Annotated in this window: 16 protein-coding genes; 7 read left to right on the forward strand and 9 right to left on the reverse strand. The window is 54.7% G+C overall.

Annotation, left to right across the window (positions count from 1 at the left end; all coding sequences use genetic code 11):
- The 6 genes from fliG to DFP90_RS08195 all read right to left on the reverse strand — a co-directional run bounded on the left by fliG (position 1) and on the right by DFP90_RS08195 (position 8,139).
- Positions 1–1,017, reverse strand: a complete 1,017-nt coding sequence (gene fliG / locus DFP90_RS08170; protein WP_115935960.1) for a flagellar motor switch protein FliG — start codon at positions 1,015–1,017, stop codon at positions 1–3.
- Between the two features lie 122 nt (positions 1,018–1,139).
- Positions 1,140–2,825 carry a flagellar basal-body MS-ring/collar protein FliF gene (fliF, locus tag DFP90_RS08175; RefSeq protein ID WP_115935961.1) on the reverse strand — a complete coding sequence of 562 codons (1,686 nt, stop codon included), beginning with the start codon at positions 2,823–2,825 and terminating at the stop codon, positions 1,140–1,142.
- A 748-nt stretch (positions 2,826–3,573) separates the two neighbouring features.
- On the reverse strand, positions 3,574–5,055 hold the full coding sequence (locus tag DFP90_RS08180) for a flagellar hook protein FlgE (protein WP_115935962.1): 1,482 nt from the start codon (positions 5,053–5,055) through the stop codon (positions 3,574–3,576).
- A gap of 51 nt (positions 5,056–5,106) precedes the next feature.
- Entirely contained in the window at positions 5,107–5,787 is a 681-nt protein-coding gene (locus DFP90_RS08185) for a flagellar hook assembly protein FlgD (RefSeq protein WP_115935963.1), read from the reverse strand.
- Between the two features lie 22 nt (positions 5,788–5,809).
- Positions 5,810–7,363 (reverse strand): flagellar hook-length control protein FliK, encoded by a 1,554-nt coding sequence (locus DFP90_RS08190; RefSeq protein WP_115935964.1) that lies wholly within the window; start codon positions 7,361–7,363, stop codon positions 5,810–5,812.
- A gap of 362 nt (positions 7,364–7,725) precedes the next feature.
- Positions 7,726–8,139 carry a FlaG family protein gene (locus tag DFP90_RS08195; protein WP_147300975.1) on the reverse strand — a complete coding sequence of 138 codons (414 nt, stop codon included), beginning with the start codon at positions 8,137–8,139 and terminating at the stop codon, positions 7,726–7,728.
- A 302-nt stretch (positions 8,140–8,441) separates the two neighbouring features.
- Between DFP90_RS08195 and DFP90_RS08200 the strand changes: the two genes are divergently transcribed.
- Positions 8,442–8,861: a flagellar biosynthesis repressor FlbT gene (locus DFP90_RS08200; RefSeq protein WP_115935966.1), complete on the forward strand. Its 420-nt coding sequence runs from the start codon at positions 8,442–8,444 to the stop codon at positions 8,859–8,861.
- 14 nt (positions 8,862–8,875) lie between these two features.
- Here the strand turns inward: DFP90_RS08200 and DFP90_RS08205 are convergent, their stop codons facing one another.
- The 3 genes from DFP90_RS08205 to DFP90_RS08215 form a co-directional block, all read right to left on the reverse strand.
- The gene (locus DFP90_RS08205; RefSeq protein WP_115935967.1) at positions 8,876–9,499 is read right to left on the reverse strand and encodes a formyltransferase family protein; all 624 of its coding nucleotides are present in this window, start codon (positions 9,497–9,499) and stop codon (positions 8,876–8,878) included.
- Positions 9,500–9,537: 38 nt separating this feature from the next.
- Positions 9,538–10,011, reverse strand: a complete 474-nt coding sequence (locus tag DFP90_RS08210) for a flagellar biosynthesis regulator FlaF (RefSeq protein ID WP_181905249.1) — start codon at positions 10,009–10,011, stop codon at positions 9,538–9,540.
- Between the two features lie 252 nt (positions 10,012–10,263).
- The gene (locus tag DFP90_RS08215) at positions 10,264–11,286 is read right to left on the reverse strand and encodes a flagellin (RefSeq protein WP_181905250.1); all 1,023 of its coding nucleotides are present in this window, start codon (positions 11,284–11,286) and stop codon (positions 10,264–10,266) included.
- Positions 11,287–11,608: 322 nt separating this feature from the next.
- On the opposite strand from DFP90_RS08215, the gene DFP90_RS08220 reads away from it, so the two are divergent.
- The 6 genes from DFP90_RS08220 to asnB all read left to right on the forward strand — a co-directional run bounded on the left by DFP90_RS08220 (position 11,609) and on the right by asnB (position 20,570).
- Positions 11,609–12,511, forward strand: a complete 903-nt coding sequence (locus tag DFP90_RS08220; protein ID WP_115935970.1) for a flagellin — start codon at positions 11,609–11,611, stop codon at positions 12,509–12,511.
- 198 nt (positions 12,512–12,709) lie between these two features.
- Entirely contained in the window at positions 12,710–13,615 is a 906-nt protein-coding gene (locus DFP90_RS08225; RefSeq protein ID WP_115935971.1) for a flagellin, read from the forward strand.
- Positions 13,616–13,775: 160 nt separating this feature from the next.
- A complete protein-coding gene (locus tag DFP90_RS08230; protein WP_115935972.1) occupies positions 13,776–15,719 on the forward strand; it encodes an O-linked N-acetylglucosamine transferase family protein in 1,944 nt (647 codons plus the stop codon).
- 4 nt (positions 15,720–15,723) lie between these two features.
- On the forward strand, positions 15,724–17,697 hold the full coding sequence (locus DFP90_RS08235) for a motility associated factor glycosyltransferase family protein (protein WP_115935973.1): 1,974 nt from the start codon (positions 15,724–15,726) through the stop codon (positions 17,695–17,697).
- A gap of 4 nt (positions 17,698–17,701) precedes the next feature.
- Complete coding sequence (locus DFP90_RS08240) at positions 17,702–18,730, forward strand: N-acetylneuraminate synthase family protein (RefSeq protein ID WP_115935974.1); 1,029 nt, start codon at positions 17,702–17,704, stop codon at positions 18,728–18,730.
- A 4-nt stretch (positions 18,731–18,734) separates the two neighbouring features.
- The gene (asnB, locus tag DFP90_RS08245; protein ID WP_115935975.1) at positions 18,735–20,570 is read left to right on the forward strand and encodes an asparagine synthase (glutamine-hydrolyzing); all 1,836 of its coding nucleotides are present in this window, start codon (positions 18,735–18,737) and stop codon (positions 20,568–20,570) included.
- The last annotated feature ends 11 nt before the right edge of the window (positions 20,571–20,581 follow it).

Raw genomic sequence — 20,581 nt, forward strand, 5'->3', positions numbered from 1 at the left:
TTAATACACCAACTCGTCTTCCGAGCCGCCTTCGGAAATAACAATCTCGCCCTTGGCCGCCAGGTCTTTTGCCAGGTTGACCATTTCCATCTGGGCTTCATCAACATCCTTCAAACGAACAGGGCCCATGGCGGCCATATCCTCCCGGAGGATCTTGGCGGCACGTTCGGACATATTGCCGAAAAACAGTTCCTTGATCTGTTCAGACGCACCCTTGAGCGAGATGGCCAGCTTGTCTTTGTCGACCGCTCGCAACAACGTTTGAACGCCGCCCGGATCCAGTTTCTGCAGATCCTCGAAGGTGAACATCAGTGCCTTGATCCGCTCTGCGGAGTCGCGGTTGCGCTCCTCCAGCAAGGTCATGAAGCGGTTCTCAGTATTCCGGTCCAGATTGTTAAAGATCTCGGCCATCATTTCATGGCTGTCGCGCCGTGCGGTGCGCGCCAGGTTGGTCATAAACTCGTTTCGAAGCGTGCGTTCCACATCATCCAAAACCTCTTTCTGGACGGCTTCCATGCGCAGCATGCGCATCACGACTTCCATGGCAAAGCTCTCGGGCAGGGCGGCCAGAACCCGTGAGGCATGGTCCCCCTTCACCTTGGACAAAACCACGGCGACGGTCTGGGGATATTCATTCTTGAGATAGTTGGCCAAGACAACTTCGTTTACATTCGCCAGCTTGTCCCACATGGTCCGACCGGCGGGGCCGCGGATTTCCTCCATGATGGTGGAGACGCGGTCAGGATCCAGAACCTTGTTGAGCAGGCGTTCCGTGCTTTCATAGGAACCGACCAGCGAACCTGTAGAAGAAAGCTGTTCGGCGAATTCGACAAACAGACGCTCCACCAGATTGGAACTGATGGTGCCGAGATTGGCCATGGTCTGGGAAATCTCACGGATTTCCTCATCATCCATCAGGGCGAAAAGCTTAATGGCATTCTCTTCGCCCATGGAAAGCACCATGACGGCGGCCTTTTCAGGCCCTGTTAGACTTCGAAAATCCTCACGAACGCGCATGGATAATCCTGTTTACCGACTAAACGTGACTGGGGTTGAGGCGAACTTTCAATAGGCCTTGATTCAAGTGTAAGTGCAAGGACATAAAGCTAAAAGGCAATCTATACATCGACCGCATCGCGTCACGCGGAATCCTGATACATCCAGTTGCGGATGATCGATACGGCTTCTTCCGGATGCTTGTCGATGATTTCGCCGATCTTGTTCATGGTGGAGGCTTTCACCTTGCCTTCAATCTGGGCGATATCGATCATCGCCTCCATCTCGTCATCCTCCATTTCCATGGGCAAGCCCGCACCGCCGCCGGCACCAGCGCCCTCCAATGCGGCCATGGCCCCTTCGGACTGATCGGTCAGCAACGGGGTGCCATGGGCACCGCCGGTTGCCAAATCCATGACATCCTGGCCGGAATCCAGCAGTTTTGTGAGGACCGGACGGACCACGATCCATACCATCAGGATCACCACCAGCAGCAAGACGAAAGGCCTGGCCAGTTCGATCACATCATCCTTATCCAGCCCCAGGAAGGTCGGGATCTCGTCAGCGGCGGTCAGCGGCGATTCCGCAAAGCGCATATTGACGATCTCCACCACGTCACCGCGGGTGGAATCAAAGCCTAGGGCGGTCTTGACCAACTTTTCCGCCTGTTCCATCTCTTCCTGCGTGCGCGGCTGATAAATCAGCTCGCCATCTTCAAACTGATCGGTCGGCTCACCGCGGGTATAGGTGCCATCCACCAGGATCGCCGCGGTAAGTTTATCGATTTTACCGGGCGCTTCGACCGTATTGGTCAGGGTTTTGGAGATCTCAAAATTGGATCGTTCCTCGGTCCGGGAACTGCTTTCGCTGGATCCGGCAGCGCTTTCCGCACCCGGTGCGTTGGGCAGATTATTGCCCACAGACACCGCATCATCGCCGGCTTCTGAAAGATTGCTGGCTTCCTCAATGGTTTCGGAAGACCTCAATACCTGGCCTTCAGGATCATAGGTTTCTGAATTGATCACCGTTTGGGTGAAATCCATCTCGGCCTGGACTTCGACACGGACCTTGCCAAAGCCGAAAGTGCGTTCCAGCAGATCCTGGACCCGCTGGCGCATGCGGGCTTCATACTGGGTGCGCATGTCAATGGCATCAACCCCGGCCTGGCCATCTTCATCACCGCCACGATGCAAAAGGGTGCCGTGATTGTCGACGATAGAGATATTGGACGGTTTCAGGCGTGCAACGGCGGTTGCAATCAGATGCTGGATTGCCTGGACCTGTTGGCGGTCAAGACGTTGTGCGCCGCGCATTTTCAGGACGATGGACGCACTTGGCTCTTGTACCTCGCGGCTGAATAATTCACGGCGCGGCATAACCAGATGCACGCGGGCCGCCTGAACCGTTGAGATGGAGGAAATGGTGCGTGCCAGTTCCCCTTCCATGGCGCGGGTCCGATTGACCTGCTGCAGAAAGCTGGAACTGCCAAGCTGTTCTTCCCGGTCAAAAAGCTCATTGCCCGGGCCGCCAAGTTCTCCGCCCAGACCTTCTTCCGCCAGTTGCAGGCGGATGGGGCCGACCTGTTCGGATGGGACCAAAATGGTCTGGCCGTTATCCCGGGTCTCGAATGTGGTGCCGCGCAGGGCCAGTTTGGATTGGATCTGGGTGGAATCCTGTTGGGACAGATTGGTGAACAGGGTCTCCATATTCGGCGAACTCAAGTTGGTCGCCATGAAGATCAGAAAAGCCAGCATGCCAAAGGCAATGGCTGCAATGGTGCCGATCTTGGCCCAGCCCAGATTGCGAATGATTTGGTTGATGCTGTCCAATTTAACTGCCTTTCACGTGACTGTATGTCTTGAAGGTGAGCCATTTCAAATTAGGGGCCAAACAACCCGGCATTATCATGGCCAGTCTCCAAAACAGGTATGTCTTGCTTTCGGATAGCACCCGATTCGACAAAAAACTCAATCCCCGGCATCTTGAAACTGCACGGTTTTCAATATGATTCAACAAATTGAAGTATAGCTGGTTTGTTCTGTCGAATGAAGTGAAAACTAGGAAATTATTGCCTAGTTTTTGCAGGTAATCCTGTTGTTTTGCCGATTTTTGCACAAAAACGGAGGGCGAGCGTAATAATGCATCATGTAAAAAACGGTATGGCATTGAAAATACGAGGATGAAAAGGGTCGCCGTTATTTCAAAATGGTTGGAATGAGGGCTTCTTTCCTTGGCTGGACCATTTAATGCATCTGTCCGCGCTGTCAGATGGTCGAAGTATCGCTTCGGCAGTGTAGGGCCGTTTGAAGTCATCGCCACACCGTCAATTGGTGGTTTATCCCATTCTCCCCTCTTCAAACCGGCGTGTCGCAGAAACAGCCCGGAGCTTTCCAGGGTTCTGAGAATAGGGGCGAATGGTTAGGAAAGAGTAAAGAAGATAAAATTTTATGAAAAAGTATTTCGAATACTATCGTTACTCTGGGCAACCTGTTCCCGAATGATTGGCAGGCTGCATTCGGCGCATAAAAAAGCGCCCCGGAAATACCGGGGCGCCAGTTTGCGGTGATGCTCTCACGCCTACCGCTTGGTTCTGATAAGTTCTTCCAGCATCTCATCTGCGGTAGAGATGATTTTTGTGCTGGCTGAATAGGCCCGCTGGGTGGTGATCATGTCAGTGAACTCACCGGCCAGATCGACGGTGGACGCCTCAAGGCTTGACGGTGAGATCAACCCTGCGCCACCCGTATTGGCAACATGCGCAATGGCCGTGCCCGAAGCGTCGGTTTCGATAAAGACGTTCCCGGTCTTCTGGGTCAGCCCGTTGGCATTATTGAAGGTGGTAATCGGCACCTGGTAAAGCTGGCGGGTGGAGCCATTGTCAAACAGGGCCGTAACCTCGCCATTATCGTTGATGGTCACACCGGACAAAGTGCCAAAAGCCTGGCCATCCTGGGTGAAGCTGTTCAGTGAGCTGGTGCCGGCATTTTGGGTAATGCCGTCTCGCTGGTTTGCTGTGCCCATATTGATATTGATCGCGGTGATGTCCGCTGCTGTGGTTGTGGACGCGTCATGATCGATCAGGATCTGCATGGTGGTGCCGCTATTGTCAAAGCCGATATCGGTACCGCCGGCATCAAGATCGGAATCAACGCTTGAGAGCGAGCCATCCGCATTGAAGGTGATGGAGCCGAGGTTTGACGTGGTACCGTTCAACGCGGCATCCCCAAAGGTACCGGTCCAGGTACCGGCCGTCCCTGTGATCGTTGACAGCTCTGTCGTGTCGATCAACAAATCATCCGCGGCCGCGCCGGCGCCTTCATCCATCGTAGCGTCGCTGTTATTGTCTGTATCAGGGTCGATGAACTGACCGCCGCCGGCCAGGGCTGCGGTGATGTCCCAGACATTGGCGGTGGCGTTTTTCGTGAAGGTGATGGTCAAGGTTTTCAACGTGCCCAAACGGTCGAAGACCTGCAGCGGCACATCGAAAGTATCATTTGTTGCCGCCCCGGAATTTAGGTTGGCATTCAAATCGATATTCAGCGTCGGAACAGGGGCCGCCGTGGTGGCGGCAACGTTGATGCCGTTAAAGGCGCTTTGCACGTTGGTCGTCGAATAACCGGTATTGGCCGCATTGCGTGGCCAGCCGGTGAGATAATAGCCAGCGGCATTCACCAAGTTGCCGTCTTCATCGGGGCGGAACTGACCGGCGCGGGTGTAAAAGACGTCACCGGAGATGTCATAATTGCCGGTCGAGCTGTTAAAGGTCAGTTGGTCAGTCACCGTGAAAAAACCGTTACCGGAGATGGCAACATCCGTTGAAACGGAAGAGGCCTGCAACAGCCCTTGCTGGTCATAATCCCGGCCGACAACGGACTGAACCCCACCTGAACTGAACTGGGTATTGGAGGCGGCTGTGGTCACCAGGGTGGTAAAGCGCGGTTTGGAAACCTTGTACCCGTTGGTGTTCACATTCGCGATATTGTCAGAGATCATCGCCATGGATTGGCTCTGTGCGAACAATCCCGAAACCCCTGACCTGAGAGCGCCGTAAAGACTCATTTGTTGGTCCTCCGTCTAAAATACTTGTTCCTGACTGCCGACGAACAACCGTCAGGAGCCCTGTGCCGAAGACTCTGTCACCGCCTTGACCTTGCTGAGGTCAACCTGAACAGAACCCATTTGCAGAATTGTTTTACCGTCGCCATATTCAACACCGGTCACTTTCCCGCTCGATGCGTAGGTGACACCTTCGACAATGGCATTGTTATTGTCGTCGACCGCATTGATCTGGAAGGAATAGGCCCCGGAAGGAAAATGGTCACCGGATGCGTTTTTGCCATCCCATTCGTAACTGCCTTCTCCGGTTTTGGCGTCCACCGGGACAATGGAGACGACATCATTCTTGTCGTCCATCACCAGCAGAGTGGCCGATCTTGCGCCTTCTGGCAGGGTGTATTTCAGGGTCGCACCGCTGTCGGCTTCTTTGTGAAATTCGTTATGATCGACTTCCACGGTTTTGCCGACATAAGACACGGCTCCGATAACTTCGTTACTTTTTTGCAGATTCACCAGATTTTCCAGATAGCCGGATTGCTGGATCGCCTGCTCCACATTGGCGAACTGCACCAATTGATTGGTGAATTCGGATGAATCCATCGGTGACAACGGGTCCTGGTTCTGCAGTTGTGTTGTCAAAATCAGCAAAAAACTATCCAGGTCGTTGGAGAGTTTGTTCAGTGCTGTTGTCGAGTTATTGCTCGACGCTGCGTTAGCTATGGATCCAATGGTCATAATCTATCTCCCGATCCGCGGCTCAAACCCGGATATTCATACGGCCGTTTTCATCGGCGACCGCGTCTTCTCCAAGTGCCAGCACGCTTTCCTCTTCCTGGGCGGGCATATCCCCGTCCAAGCTGAATTCGTTATCACCCTGGTTGCCGCCATTCGATTTGCTGGCGGTTTCCTGCTGGGCATCGCCATTTTGACTCTTCAGGTTGAAACTCAGGCTGTTGGCATCGGTCTGCAGGCCCGCATCATTGAGTGACTGCACCAGTGTGCGGGCGTCATTGCGCAAAAGGTCCAGAGTTTCTGGCTTGTCTGCAGTAATAATCGCGGTCATACGGCCGTCCTGGCCCATTTCCATCTTTACTTCGACCCGGCCCAGTTCGGACGGACGCAGCTGGAGGGTGATCTGATCCTGGCCTGACCCGGCGGCGCGCTGAATATTCACGGCAACCTGATCGGCAATGACCTTGGCTGGCACATTGGGGCCATGAGACCGGGCGCTGGCGGCATGGGTGCCGCGCTGGACGCTGCCATTCTGGCCCATGACGGATGTGCCGCCGGTAGCGGCATCCACCGTGAGAACCTGACCGCTGTTGCCCGGCATATTCGCGGTGCTGCCTGCGGCGCCGGCAGAGGTCTGCGCGACAGCGGCTGCAGCTGCATTATTGAAGTTCAGCGCAGGGGGCTGCGGGCCAGTCTGGGGGCTGCTTTCAAAGGCAGGTTTCTTGGCCGCTGAGATTTCAGCGGTACCGGCCTTCGCTTTGGCGACCTTTGCCGCCACGTTATTGCCGTCGACCTGTTCAAACGGGGTGCCCTTGGCCATATCGCCTGTCATGTCTCCGGTCATATCACCGGCGCCGGTGGTCGTGGTTTTTGCCTGCTGGGCAATTTCTGCCCGCATGTTGGAGCCGGCTGCCAGATTATTGGTCGGTTGGGAGGTGACCTGGGCGGCCTGTGATGTGACGGTGGCCTTGATATTGCCCGTGGTTTTCTTGGCATCCGTGTTGAGTGAGGTCATGTCCGTTTCAACAGGCTTGCGAGCCGCTTCCGCCACTGGGGCCCCGGTGGCGTTGCCAGCTAGAACCTGTTGGGGTTGGGCTGCCGCATTGGCCGGTTTAGCAGCAACATTCGCCGTTTTCGCATTGGTTCCGGCAGCAGCCTGCTGATCCGGTGTTGCGGCCTTGGCGGCAGGTTGTTTGTCAGCAGGCTGATCATGAGGCTGGCGCTCCGCTGCTGTATTGGCTTTAGGCGCATGCTCACGCGGTGTGACCGCATGTTCCGGGCGCTCTTCATAACCAGCGGTGGCTGTGGCTGCTTCCGGAGCGCGGCGATCCTCATCCGATTTCGGACGCTCAACGGTTGGGCGTTCGCGATAGCCTTGATCTTCCGGATTGGCGGCGGCCGTCGGCATCGCCAGCTGATTTTCGATGCGGCTGAAGGCGACAGTGCCGGACAGGCGTTCTTTCAATAGATTGGAGAAGGACGACGCTGTGTCACTTTTGGACGGGTTGCCGTTCTTATTCTTATTTTGGTTGGCAGCGTTGACATAGCTGTCCACGAGAGACTCGATTTGTGCACTCATGTCCGTTCCTCTTTGCTAGACGGCTTCCTTAGCAGCAAAGAACGGGCCAGTTTTGGGCGATCGGCAGAAATTAAGGTTTTAGAGAGGGTTGTGGCCGGGTGGCTGTTGGTGTTGCCAGGGTTGGATGTTCTGGCGAATGGGTGGGGGGCAGAAAATTCTCTGCCCCGCGGGAAGTTTTTTCCATGTCACCGGTTATTCGCTTCGCAAGCCCGGTGGATGTTTGATTGACGGTTGTTTTGCGGACAGCTCGCCACCCGCAGAGTTGGGCCTTGCAGGGTTTTAATGGCGGTTGGCCAAGTTTACCCGTTCCGGCAATAAAAATTGCAGGCCAATAGCGTACAGCCTTTTCCGGCGGAGCAAGATCAGGCGTTGGTCTGGGCGGTTTTTTCGTCGCCGCTTACCTGTTCAACCTGATTAGCCAGATATTCCAGCAGTTCTTCGGACGGAATGCGGCTCAGCACTTCATCCGTATTGGGCTGCAGGATTTCCAGATAGACCGTTTCTTGAACATTGTCATAGCCAACCCGGGTTTTTAGGCCATTGACCTTCAAACTGTCGAAGGTCGGTGGTGCCAGGTCCTGGTCCGCGCGGCTTTCGCGGCGCAAGGCATCTTCATCCCGGACGTTGGTTTCCGCACCTTGTGTGGTGGCGGTGACAACATGGTCCGGGGTTTTCTGGAGGGTCTGGGTGGCACCGGCTTCCGCGGTCGAACCATGGTTCTGGTTCTGCGTCGCGTTTTGCGGCAATGTCACTTGCGGCGGTAAGTTTACTTCCATAATACACCTCGACCGACAGCTTCTGCTGTCATCACGTTAGATGTTAAGGCTTTGATAGATAAGCCATATGCAATGTTCCGACACGCTTTTGGCCGTTTCTGGCTTTGGCGGGACGGTACCGGGATAAACTCCCAGCACCTTTCTATATGGCAGAAAACTGCGAAATATTCAAGTTTTTCAGACATGCTTGAACTGCCGGGCCTTGTCAGGGATGCGCCTGCGGCGATAAGTTGTCTTGAAATGGCACGGAAAACGGCCAACATGATAATCATCTTCAGTTCACCGTTCAGGGGACAGGGTATATGCCTCTTAGGATCAAGCTTCCTGCAAAGGAAAAAGTAATCATCAATGGCGCCGTTATTGAAAATGCCGGTGATGCCACCACCATCATCCTGCATAACAAAGTGGATATTCTCCGGCGCAAAGAGGTGATGTCTGAGGAAGATGCGGTGACCCCGTCCCGGCGCGTTTATTATGCGCTGCAATGTGCTTATCTTTTCAAGAATGAGCGCAAGAAATATCTCGTGTCGTTCCAGGAATTCCTGAATGACTATGTGGCGGCGGCGCCGAGTTCGGCGGATATGGCAGGAAAAGTCGTCGACCTTGTGGATCAGGAAAGATATTACGAGGCGTTACGTAAAACCTTGAAGCTGGTGGAGCATGAAACCGAGCGTCTGATTGAGGTTGGGGCCATTCCCGCTCCGGAGGCTGAAGCAGGATGATTGGCAGCCCGGTATTATGGCACCGGGCAAAAAACACCATCAAAACAACGGCACCGCGCTTCCAATTCCGTTTGGGGCAAGGGGGTTCTTATGGTTTTCATAGCCAGGTATTCCTGGCGTGTGAAAGTGTGGTCTCCCCAGCTGTCCCCGGTTGCCGGAAGCAGCCGGTCCGTGGTTGCCAATTGTGGGATTAGCGCACGGAACAGGTCGATCACGACACTGTAGGCGGCAACGGCCAGCTCATAATTATTCCATTCCGGTTCAATTGCGAACCGCTGGACAGCAACAATCTCGCCGGCATCCACCTGCCGGATGAGGCGGTGCGCGGTGACACCATAACTGTGTTCGCCGCGGTAAAGCGCAAAGCCGGAAGGTCGATAGCCAGGATATTCAGGAGGGGCGGGATGGAAGTTATAACAATTGCCCCCGAAGGATTGAATGATCCTGTCTGGAACGATCACGGCGGTACAAAAGGCTATTAATCTTGAATGCGGTGCCAGCTGGCCCGACAGTTTTTCTAAACCGCGAAGATCCGTCGCATGGCCAATACGCAGTTTGGGCGCATGGGCCAATATCTGGTCCTTGAGGAATTCTCCTTCCGGCGTATTGCACAGCAAGACGATATCATAGCCGCGCATGGAGGCATTCCAATTTGGAGGTGGCTGGCTGCCTGGGATCAGGCTTCCTGATCCGTGATTTTTCGCAATGCTTCTGCATCAGGGGGGGATGCCGTTTGGGAGCCTTCGGCCGGCTGGTCACCCTGGTCGGCTGTGGCATTTTGATCCTCGGAAGGGGTTTCCATCAATCCGGCGCCAATTTGGCGGTTGATATTGATTAGGACAGCAAGTTTTTCCGGCGCAGGCGCGGCAATGATGTCGGCAGAACGTTTGTCGATGAAATTGGAAAGGTTGATCAGATTTTCGCGAATTTCGCGGGGTATCTGACATTCCGGGTCCACCAGTTCGGATTGGATGATCGTCCAGATCCGCCAGTTAAGCCGGGTCATCTCGAGTATCTTCTGTTCATCGACAGGTTCTTGCACGGCCGAATCCAGACGGCGCGCCATTTCAATCAGGGCCCAGCCCTCTGCCGCTTGCGGTGTCGCATGCTGAAGGGCGGATTGTTGTTGTTTGGCGTAGGGATTATTCACGACGTCTCCACTAACCTTAGTTACCCTGTACGATCCTCTCAGTGAGATAACTTATCTCATGATAAGACGCTAGTTTAAAAACGTAAAGCGACAGTTAAGCAAACTGTAATTAGCATATGTTTGCTTCAAAACTTGGTTCTATCAAGATTTTTTACTGTCCATTTCATGTTCAGAATATTTGCCTGCTTTTCGTCCTGCATTATCCGGACCCGATATCGGGTCGGGTGACAAATGGTCAATTCATTCCGTCCGTTACAGGAAGTTGACCAGGCTGAGGCTCGCTTGTCTGGAGATGGTGGCAAAGGATGCCTGCATCTGAGCCTGCAACGCGGACATCTCGGTTGCGGCTGTCGCGGTATCTGCACCAGTAAGGTCATCCAGGGCAATCTGGCTGACATTATTAAAGGCCTGATGCAGGTCTTTTGCATTCTGGAACTGATCCATGGCAACACCGTTTTCCGACTGCAGCTGGCGAAGCTGGGTGCGTGCGGTATCGGCTGCAGCCCGGGCTTCGGTCAGGAATGAGCGCCGCTGGGCCTCGGTCAAACCTGTCTGGGTTGCCGATTTGAACCGCAACACGGCTTCGATTGCATTTTGGAAAGCGGTATGGGTTGCCGAGATGCCATAGTCGATGGTCTGATTGTCAGCAATGGTGACGTTCAGCGTTTCCCAGGCATTTTCATCAATGGTATTCGCGCCGGCAAAACTGGTGTGATAGGATTCTGTCGTTGCCGCACCACCGGAATCCACCACATGCTGGGGCACGGTGTTAGCGGTTTCAATGGTATTGGCAACACCGATATCGGTGGTGGTGTAGACCGACAGGTTCCGCATCTCGACCACGGGTTGTGCAGTGTAATTCGAGGCCGCAAAAATAAAGCGACCACCAATTTCCAGATTCAGGTTCGTCTGAAGTTCCAGCAACAGATTGTCGGCGATCACAGCGTTGTCATTGGGCCAGTTCGTATCCTGCGTGGACAAAGGGTCGGCCGCATTGATCAATTCCTGCATGGTATTGCCCATCGCATCAATGGCGGTGTCGTAGGATTTGGTGATCAGGTCGGCAAGATCGATTGCCCTCGAATAAGAGGCGCGTGATTCGATTTCCTGGCGCAGATCAACGATGCGGGCGGAATCTGTACCATAATTTTTCAGATCCAGGAATTTTGTCCCCGTCGCCAAGCGGTATTGGAGCGTGTTGAAATAATCCTGATTGGTTTTCAGGATATTCTGATTGAGGATCTGGCTGCCGATCGTGCTTGTTGAAATGGCCATATTCTGCTCCCAATCCGGACAATTTGGTGCCGGATAACGCATAAAAACACAGTTTCGCCAAAAAAAATTCAGCGCCAAAAATAAAAAGCAAGATTAATGCCAGGCTGTTTCAATTCCTAAATGATGCAAAAACTTATCAGGTGGGCAGGGGCGCCAAAAGGGCGGCAAATGATTCCGGTTTGATGGGAAAATGATTCCGCTTAACTACAAAAGGGGTTGAGTTTTTGAAGGTGATCCGGTATCAATTCAGGGCGTGCCACAAATGGCGCGAGGGCAGAATGCCCGATTGCATAGCATATTGGTTCCAGAAAGGAATTGAATTATGAGTGATATTGCTCTTACTGCTGCCCAACGCAGCTCCCTTCTCTCTTTGCGTACTACCCAGAGCCTGAGTGACCGGACTCAGACCCGTCTTTCCACGGGCCGTTCCGTTAACTCTGTGGTCGATGATGCGGTTAACTTCTTTAAAGCGAAAAGCTTGACTGACCGCGCGGCTGACTTTGACTTGCGTAAAGGTGAAATCGACCAGGGCATCAGCTCCGTGAACTCGGCGCTGCAGGCACTGGACGCAATCGACAGCCTGATGAAGCAGCTTAAAGGTGTCGCCGAGGCCGCCCGGTCTCAGACAACGGCTGAACGTCAGTCTTCTACCACCCAGTTCAACGAAATCGGCAGCCAGATCTTCCAGCTGGTCGAGGACGCGTCTTATCAGGGCTTGAACCTGCTGAGCGCCACCACGGCGACCCTGGACATTTCTTTCGGTGTTCGTACCGCTTCCAAACTGAAGGTTTCCGGGCTGGACCTGAACAACTCTGCAGCAGACACCACCAACGGGATTTTCTCTATCGCGACTTTCTCTACCGGTGGTTCCAACATTGCGGTTTCCGCATTTGGTCTGTCTGCTGGTAGCTTCACCTCGTTTGGTGCCAACAACTCCGCAGTGAGCCAGGCAACCGCGATGATCCAGATCCTGGATGACTCCATTACGCGTATTCGTGCGCATTCGTCCAAACTGGGTTCCAACGTTGCTATCCTGCAGACTCGTTTGGACTTTACTGAAAACTACTCCAACACCCTGACGGTCGGTTCCGATAAACTGACCCTGGCCGACCTCAACGAGGAAGGTGCCAACCTTGTGGCCCTGCAGACTCGTCAGCAGTTGGGTATTCAGTCCCTGTCTATCTCTGGTCAGCAGCAGCAGGCTATCCTGGCGCTCATCCAGTAATAGGAAAATCTTTCCAAAAGATTGGGAAAAGGCCTCCTTTCGGGGGCCTTTTTCTTTTTGCGCCAGTATTACAATTTTCATTCGTATAAAGTCAGCGCATTGATTCTTATCGCAAAAAACTAGTCTGGCACACCACTTGCAGCTTTCCGGACCGACTGACGCACAAAGTGTGGAAAAAAGTCCAGAAAGGAAGATCCTATGACTAGTGATATTGCTCTCACAGCTGCACAACGCAACTCACTGTTGTCCTTGAAGGCCACGCAGAAATTGAGTGACCGGACCCAGACCCGTTTGTCCACGGGCCGCAAGGTGAACAGCGTTGTTGATGATGCTGTAAACTTCTTCAAGGCGAAAGCCCTGACCGACCGTGCGGAAGACTTCAACCTCCGCAAAGATAATATCGACCAGGGCATCAGTGCGGTGAACTCGGCGCTGAACGCAATCGAGTCCATTGATAATTTCCTGAAGCAGATGAAAGGTATCGTTGAGGCGGCTAAATCCTCGACCACCACAGAGCGTCAGGCATCAACAGAACAGTTTAACGAACTTGGCCAGCAGATTTTCCAGCTGGTTGAGGACGCGTCCTACCAGGGTTTGAACCTGCTTGCGACCACCACGACCACCCTGGATGTGGCGTTTGGTATCCGGACGAACTCCCGTCTGCAGATTGTCGGTCTTGATTTGAACGATTCTGTCGGTGATACGGATAACGGCATTTTCTCCGTTGCGACTTTCTCCACCGGCGGTTCCAACATCGCGATCTCTGCATTCGGCCTTTCTGCCGGCAGTTTCACCTCCTTCGGTCTCAACAACACGCATATCTCCCAGGCGACCTCGATGATCCAGATCCTGGATCTAAGTATCTCCAGGATGCGTGCGAATGCGGCCAATTTCGGTTCCAACGTTGCAATCCTGCAAACCCGCCTTGATTTCACCGAGCTCTATGTAAACGAGCTTGGCCTGGGTGCGGACAAGCTGACCCTTGCCGACCTCAATGAAGAAGGCGCGAACCTTGTTGCCCTGCAGACCCGTCAGCAGCTGGGTATCCAGTCCCTGTCGATCTCCGGTCAGCAGCAGCAGGCCATTCTGCAGCTCCTGCAGTAAATTCCTGATACGTCATGATTTTGCGCAAATAGACGGAGGCTCATTGATTTGGGTCTCCGTTTTGCTATTGGTGCCCAAATCCGGTTCCAGGAAGTGGTAAGAAGCCGTGGTCAAGCCCTGTCATTTCCGTTAAGTTATTAAGATAAAGAGATGTTTACCAATGCCGGCCCGTTTCGTGGCCGGATGCCGGGAGAAGCTGTCGGTGACCGCCACAGAAAAGACAACAGCCCTGACCGAAGCGCTGGAAGCCCTTGCTCGCGGCGACCAGCCCGGTGCCGTCCAAACCGTGCAGTCCCTGGTCGCAAAGTCCGGGGAAAGTGCCGAGAGCCTGCATGTGCTGGGCTTGGTCGCGATCCAGCTCGGCGATCTCTCAAGAGCGATCGAGTTGATGAAAGCGGCCCATGAGCTTGATCCGGCCTGCCGGGATTATGTGGATGGGCTGGCGATCGTTTTTGCACGGGCCGGCCGGTTGAATGACAGTCTCTATTACGGGAAACTGGCCACAGCGCTCAAACCCCATGCGGATTTGCCGGGCCTACTGCCGGCATGGCTTGGGAATTTTGAAGACACATTCGCGAATATGCGTGACAGCACCTATTTCCAGGAAGGCATGCAAGCCTATGACGCGGGACAGTTGGATGCCGCCATCGACTGTTTTGAAAAAGAAGCGGAGCTTTATCCGGGAGAAGGGCGCGCCTGGCGGATGTTATCGCGTGTGATGATGCGCCTGGGACGGCCCGTGGAAGCGCTTTTGTTGCTGGAGGCATTGAGATCCTGCCAGGATTTCGCGAGAGAAGACTATTTCCTGTTGGGTCGGGCCTATGAGGCCATCGGCAAATTTGACAAGGCAATTGATTCCCACCTGCAAGGGGCCGGTGGTGAAATCAGGCATGTCACAGGCTTGATAGGCAGGCTTTCGGTCCTGGCGGCAAAACAGGGGGCGTCAGTTAAAGAAATCGTCACCCTGGAAGAACGGTTAGCCGGGTTGTTGTCCAGTGGCGTCAAAATCATGCCCGAGCGACCGGTGGCGGCCGAAGGCAAGCTGAAGGTCGGCCTGGTATCCGGTCGTTTCAGGGCCGGTACCGGCTTAGACCTTTTCTGGCCGTTGCTGATCCAGGGGCGTCGCAGCGGATTGGATTTCTTTTGCTATAGCCACAACGAATATGATGATGCGATGACACGGCGCATCGCCGGGGCTGTTGCAGATTTCATCGATCTGCGGGACGTGAATGATCCCACGGCGGCAACCATCATCCACAATGACGAGATAGATATTCTGATCGATCTGGACGGTTATCTTGAAACCGGGCGAGCGATGATTTTTGCCAGCAAGCCGGCACCAGTCATGCTGCGCGTCCGGTCGATGCCGGAAACCGTGGCGGTTCACGGATTTCAAGCATCCCTGGCGGGGCAGGGCGGTTTTTCCCAGGCGAACCGCCATTGTCTTGCGATAAAAGATGGCCTTTTCGCGCTGCCAGACGATAAATTGCCACAAGATCCTGCTCTCTCTGCACGGCCCGGGCGGCGTATATTGGGCTGGAAACCAGATCTTAACCGCATTCAGCGCCATTCCATTGCCATTATCGAACGGATTTTGGATCAGGATCCTTCGATCCGGATCTCTTTGTTTGTGCAGGGATGCGGCGGCATTGCGGCGCTCGATTATCTGGAGCCTTTGCTTGAGAAATCGGGGCTTTTGCCGCGGATCGATTATGCCGAACCTTGTGAAAAGATGAAGGATGGCTTGTCGCAGTTTTTTCAAGGGGTTGACCTGCTGATTGACATCGAAGGCGATTGCGGGATGGACCGGGCATTTGAAGCCTTATGTGCATCCCTGCCTGTCATCTCTCTCGCCGGTCCACGCCCGCAGGAGCGGACCGTGACCGAATTCCTGACCGGAGTGGGGCTGGCGGAAGCATGTTATGAGGATGCGGAGGAATTTGCAAAAGCCTGTGCAGAATTGTTACGGGACAGGGCGGTCCGGAGCGGGCTTAAGCAGAAAGCCTATGATTGTCTCATGGCGGAGAGGAAAACCGAGCGCGTGCTGGCGCGATTGCAACAGCTGGAAACCGGTCTGAATTCCCTTGCCGGACGGGAGGGCTAAGCAGATGAGCCAACCGGAAACCTTCATCGGCGACAAAGATTTGTTTGAACGGAACCTGGCGGCGCTGGAGAAACGCCAGCCTGCCTATGCGGCCCGCATGCGGAAAATTGTCACGCCCGGATCCAGGATCGTCAAAATGCCCTCGGGTGGTCTCAACCTGGATCTGGGACACTCGCTTTTTTACGAAGAGGATGCGGAACGCTATTTGGACCGTCAGATGTCCAAATATCTGACGAAGCCTGACCGGGTTTTCATCGGCTGGGTCGACCGGATCGAAAAACCGCGTTATGTCGCAGAAAAAATGTATGAGGCGGCCTGGGACTGGTTGCTGGAACAGGGGCTTGAAAAAGGCGGGCGGCAGGTTGACCCGGATGGTGGTTTTGTTGTCGTTCTGGGGATTGGCCTGGGGCTGCATGTCGGTCGGTTGATAGAGGAACTGGATGTCCGGATGCTGGTCATCTCGGAACAGTTTGACGAGTTTCTTTATCACGCCATGCATCTGCATGACCTGTCCGAATGGTATGAAACCCTGGAAGGGCGGGGCGGCAATCTGGTTTTTATCCTGGGGGATGATCCAACCCATGTCACCAACCTGATCTATGGGCATATCAAGAATTCGGCTTTCGGCCTGGCGGATGGATCCTATTTCTACGTCCATTATAATTCCTATGTCATGCGTGAAGTGGAGCGCCAGTTCATCGACAGGGTGCCGATCATTTCGGGAAGTCCCGGTTTCTTTGAAGACGAGCTGGTGATGATGGAAAACTGTTTCCGTAACATCACCGGGTATGAAGCCCAGACCTTCAACGACAAAGGACGCATTCTAAAGCAGACACCGGTCTTTATCATTGGGTCCGGACCGTCCCTGGATGATGCGGTGGACCAGATCCGGGCGCTGCGGGACCAGGTCATCCTGGTGACTTGCGGCACTGGTTTGGGCACCATGCTAAACTATGGGTTCAAGCCGGATTTCCACGTGGAGCTGGAAAACACCCCTGGCCCGCTGGAGATTATCACCGGCCTGTCGAAGAAATATGACCTAGGCGGCATCACATTGATTGCCTCCAACACCGTCCATCCGGAGGTGCCGGCCTTCTTTGACCGGCGCATTCTCTATTTCCGGGATTCCGTGACCTCGACCAAAATGTTTGGGCAGGGCTATTCGGAAGTGTTCAATGCGGCGCCGACCGTGACCAATGTCGGGTCGCGGATCACACTGGGCATGGGGTTCCGCACGCTTTATCTGTTTGGGGTCGATTTCGGGACCAGAGTCGCCGATCGGCATCATTCCGAACAATCGGTCTATGATGAGGATTTCCTGAAAACCCATCCTGACCATAAAAAGGCCTCGCAATATGACCTTAAGGCGCGGGGCAATTTTGGCGGTGTGATTCATACCAGCCGCAGTTTCCTGTCGGCATCGATCTTTTTCTCAACCCTTCAGGCCTCTTTCCCGGAGGCGCGGCTGATCAACTGCTCGGACGGGATCCGTATTCCCGGCACCATACCGCAATTGCCGGAAAGCCTCGAAATTGTTGAAGGCGTCTCCCATCGTGACCGGGAGATGCGGTTGATCCTGGAAGAATATGAACGGGAAAAAGGTCATGTGCCGGTCTCGGTCCAGGACTTGGAAATCCTGCATTACCGGCTCCATGCCTTTTATGCGAAGCTGCGCGAAGCCTTGCCGCAATTGGAACAGGGCAAAGCCGGGCTTTATCGGTTTTATGACCAGCTTCAATCGCTGGTCTATGCAAAATCGCAAGACCCCGTTGATCAGGTGGTGGAACAATTCCATGTGGGTTCTTTAATGCAGCTGTTCCAGGTGGGCTATATCGTCTTGCGGCGCGTTCCGGAAGAAACGCGGGACAGTTTCATGACCCATTATGCCAGGGCCTATGGCGCCTTGGTGGAGGAAATGGCTGAACGGGCGCTGACCTTTACAGAAAACCTTATCGAAGAAGCCAGGAAAGTGGCGTGAAATCATGAAGTTATTCGGAAAAGAACTGGACCGGGAAATCCTGTTGATCGCCGAGATCGGGGTCAATCATGAAGGCGATCTGGAAGCGGCCTCTCGGCTTCTGGCGCTTGCGGCCAAAGCCGGTGCCGATGCGGTGAAATTCCAATCCTATACACCGGAACGGTTTATCTCCACTGACGATGCCGAACGGCTTGAAAGAGTCAGGCGTTTTGGTCTCGATCAGGCCGCCCATGAGCGGCTTGCCGCGGAGGCGCGTGCGCTTGATGTACCTTTCTTTTCGTCCGCCATCAGCGAGGATTGGGTGCCGAAACTGGCGGAACTCGGTGAGGCGATCAAGATTGCCAGCGGCGATATTACGTTTGAGCCGGTGATCCGCGCGGCGGCAGGGACCGGGTGCAAGGTGATTTTGTCCACAGGCACGGCAACAGTGCCGGAGATCGACCGGGCGGTTCATTGGGTCCGCGACGTGGTTGGTGAGGATAAACTGGCGGATCGTCTGGTGCTGCTGCATTGTGTGTCGGCTTATCCGACACCAATGGAACAGGCCAATCTGCTGTCCATTCCTTATCTGATGGAACGCTATCACCCGGTCACGATCGGCTATTCCAACCATGTGAAGGAACGCGAAGCGGCCATTGCCGCGGTGGCACTGGGCGCGCGTGTGGTTGAGATGCACTTTACCGACCGGAAGGAAGGTCGGGATTTCCATGATCATTCCCTGTCGGCCGATCCGGAGGATCTGGCCTATCTGGCCCGTGTCCTGCCACAGGTCGCGGCGGCGCGTGGACAATATGGCAAAGAGGTCCAGGCCTGTGAAAGCGGTAATGTCTGGGCGATCCGCAAAGGAGTCAGTGCTAACCGGGACCTGGTTGCCGGCACCGTGATCGGGGCTGATGATATACGTTATACAAGGCCTGCGACGGAATTCCCCTCGCTGGAGGCGGACAAAGTCATAGGCGCAACCCTGGCGGAGGATTGCCGGGAGGGGGCCGTCTTGAAACGCAGCATGGTCCATCTGGACCGGAAGGGTTGATGGCATGTGCGGGATTGCAGGCGCATTTGGCCCACAGGCCCTTTCCCCGGAAAGAATATCCCGCACGCTTTCCCTGATGGCCCGGCGCGGTCCGGATGGCCGGGGAACCTGGTGCGGCCGGATCGGGGACAGCCACCTGGACCTGCTGCATACCCGCCTGTCGATCCAGGATCTGGACAGCCGCTCTGACCAGCCTTTCATCCGCGATGATCTGGTTTTGGTCTTTAATGGCGAGATTTATAATTTCCCGGAATTGCGGAAGGAACTGGAAGGGCTTGGCCATCAGTTCGTCACCAGCGGGGATACGGAAGTAATCCTGGCGGCTTATCAGCAATGGGGCGCGGACTGTACAGACCGGTTTGAAGGTATGTGGGCCTTTGCGCTTTATGACGGCGCGCGCGGCCTGCTTTTTCTGAGTCGCGACCGGTTTGGCGAAAAACCGCTTTATACCTGGTTTGACGGCGGCAGACTGTATTTCGGATCGGAAGTTCGGTTTCTGGCAGGCATGGCGGGGCGCAAGCCTGATGTGAATTACGAGCAGCTGCGCCGCTATCTGGTTAACGGTTACAAGGCGCTTTATCCCGCCGGGCAGACATTTTTCCGGGACGTATCGGAATTTCCCGCCGGTGCCTCCGCCATGATCACCATACCGGAAAAGCCCAAAGCGCGTGCCTATTGGCAGCTCGATTACGCCCCGGTTGAAATGTCCGCCACGGAAGCGCTGGAAGGGGCGGCGGAACGGGTCGAGGCGGCAGTCGGGCTGCGCTTGCGCGCGGATGTGCCGGTTGCCCTGCGCCTGAGCGGCGGTATTGATTCCAATGTGGCGCTGGGCATTGCGCGCCAACGGTTCAACCGGGATATCACCACCTTTTCCGTGATTGAGGAGGATGAGCGCTATGATGAGACAGCCGCTATCCTGGCCAGCATCAAGCGTCAGGGCTGCCCCCACCATCTGATCGATATTCCCAAGCAGGGCTTTTGGGACCGGCTGACCGGTTTGATCGATTATTTCGGCCAGCCGATGATGACCATCTCCTATTATCTGCACGCGCTTGCCAGTGAGGAGATGCAAAAACAGGGATTCAAGGTCTCGCTTGGCGGCACGGGCGCCGATGAGATTTTCTCCGGCTATTACGACCACTATCTTTTCTGGCTGGCGGAGATGCGCGAGCGCGAGGATTTTGAGCAGTTGGTGGAGGGCTGGCGCAACACCTATGGCCGGTTCGTGCGCAATCCGTTTTTGCAAGATCCAAGGGCGTTCATAGATGCACCCGGGAACCGGGATCATATTTTTTTGCAGACCGACCGTTTCTCAGACTTCCTGACCGAACCCTTTGCCGAAGCGCATCGTGAGACGGTCTATACGGATCAAGCGATATTGCGCAACCGGATGATGAATGAGTTGTTGAGCGAGACCGTGCCGGTGATGCTGCATGAAGATGATTTAAGCGCCATGGCCTATTCGGTGGAAAACCGCGCCACCTATCTGGACAGCGGCCTGGTGGAATTTCTCTTTAGCGTGCCAAGCCGGCATCTGGTGCAGAACAGTCTGCCGAAATATCTGCTGCGGGAAACCGGGCGCGGGATGGTGGATGAGGATATCCTGGAAAACCCGCGCAAACAGGGGATCAATGCCCCGGTGACCAGTTTCCTGGATTTTCACACGGCAGAAGCGCGGGATTTGCTGCTGGCGGACAGCCCGCTATTTGATGTGATTGATCGCGGCAAGCTGGCGGGCCTGGCCGCCTCTGAGGTGGCGCTGAACAGTGAAAGCAAGTTTCTCTTTTCAATCATTTCCGCCAAACTGTTCCTGGAAACGCATCATGCCTTCCAACCCTGATTATGTCCCGG

This window comes from Aestuariispira insulae (assembly GCF_003385955.1).
GTDB classification, from domain to species: Bacteria; Pseudomonadota; Alphaproteobacteria; order UBA8366; family Aestuariispiraceae; genus Aestuariispira; species Aestuariispira insulae.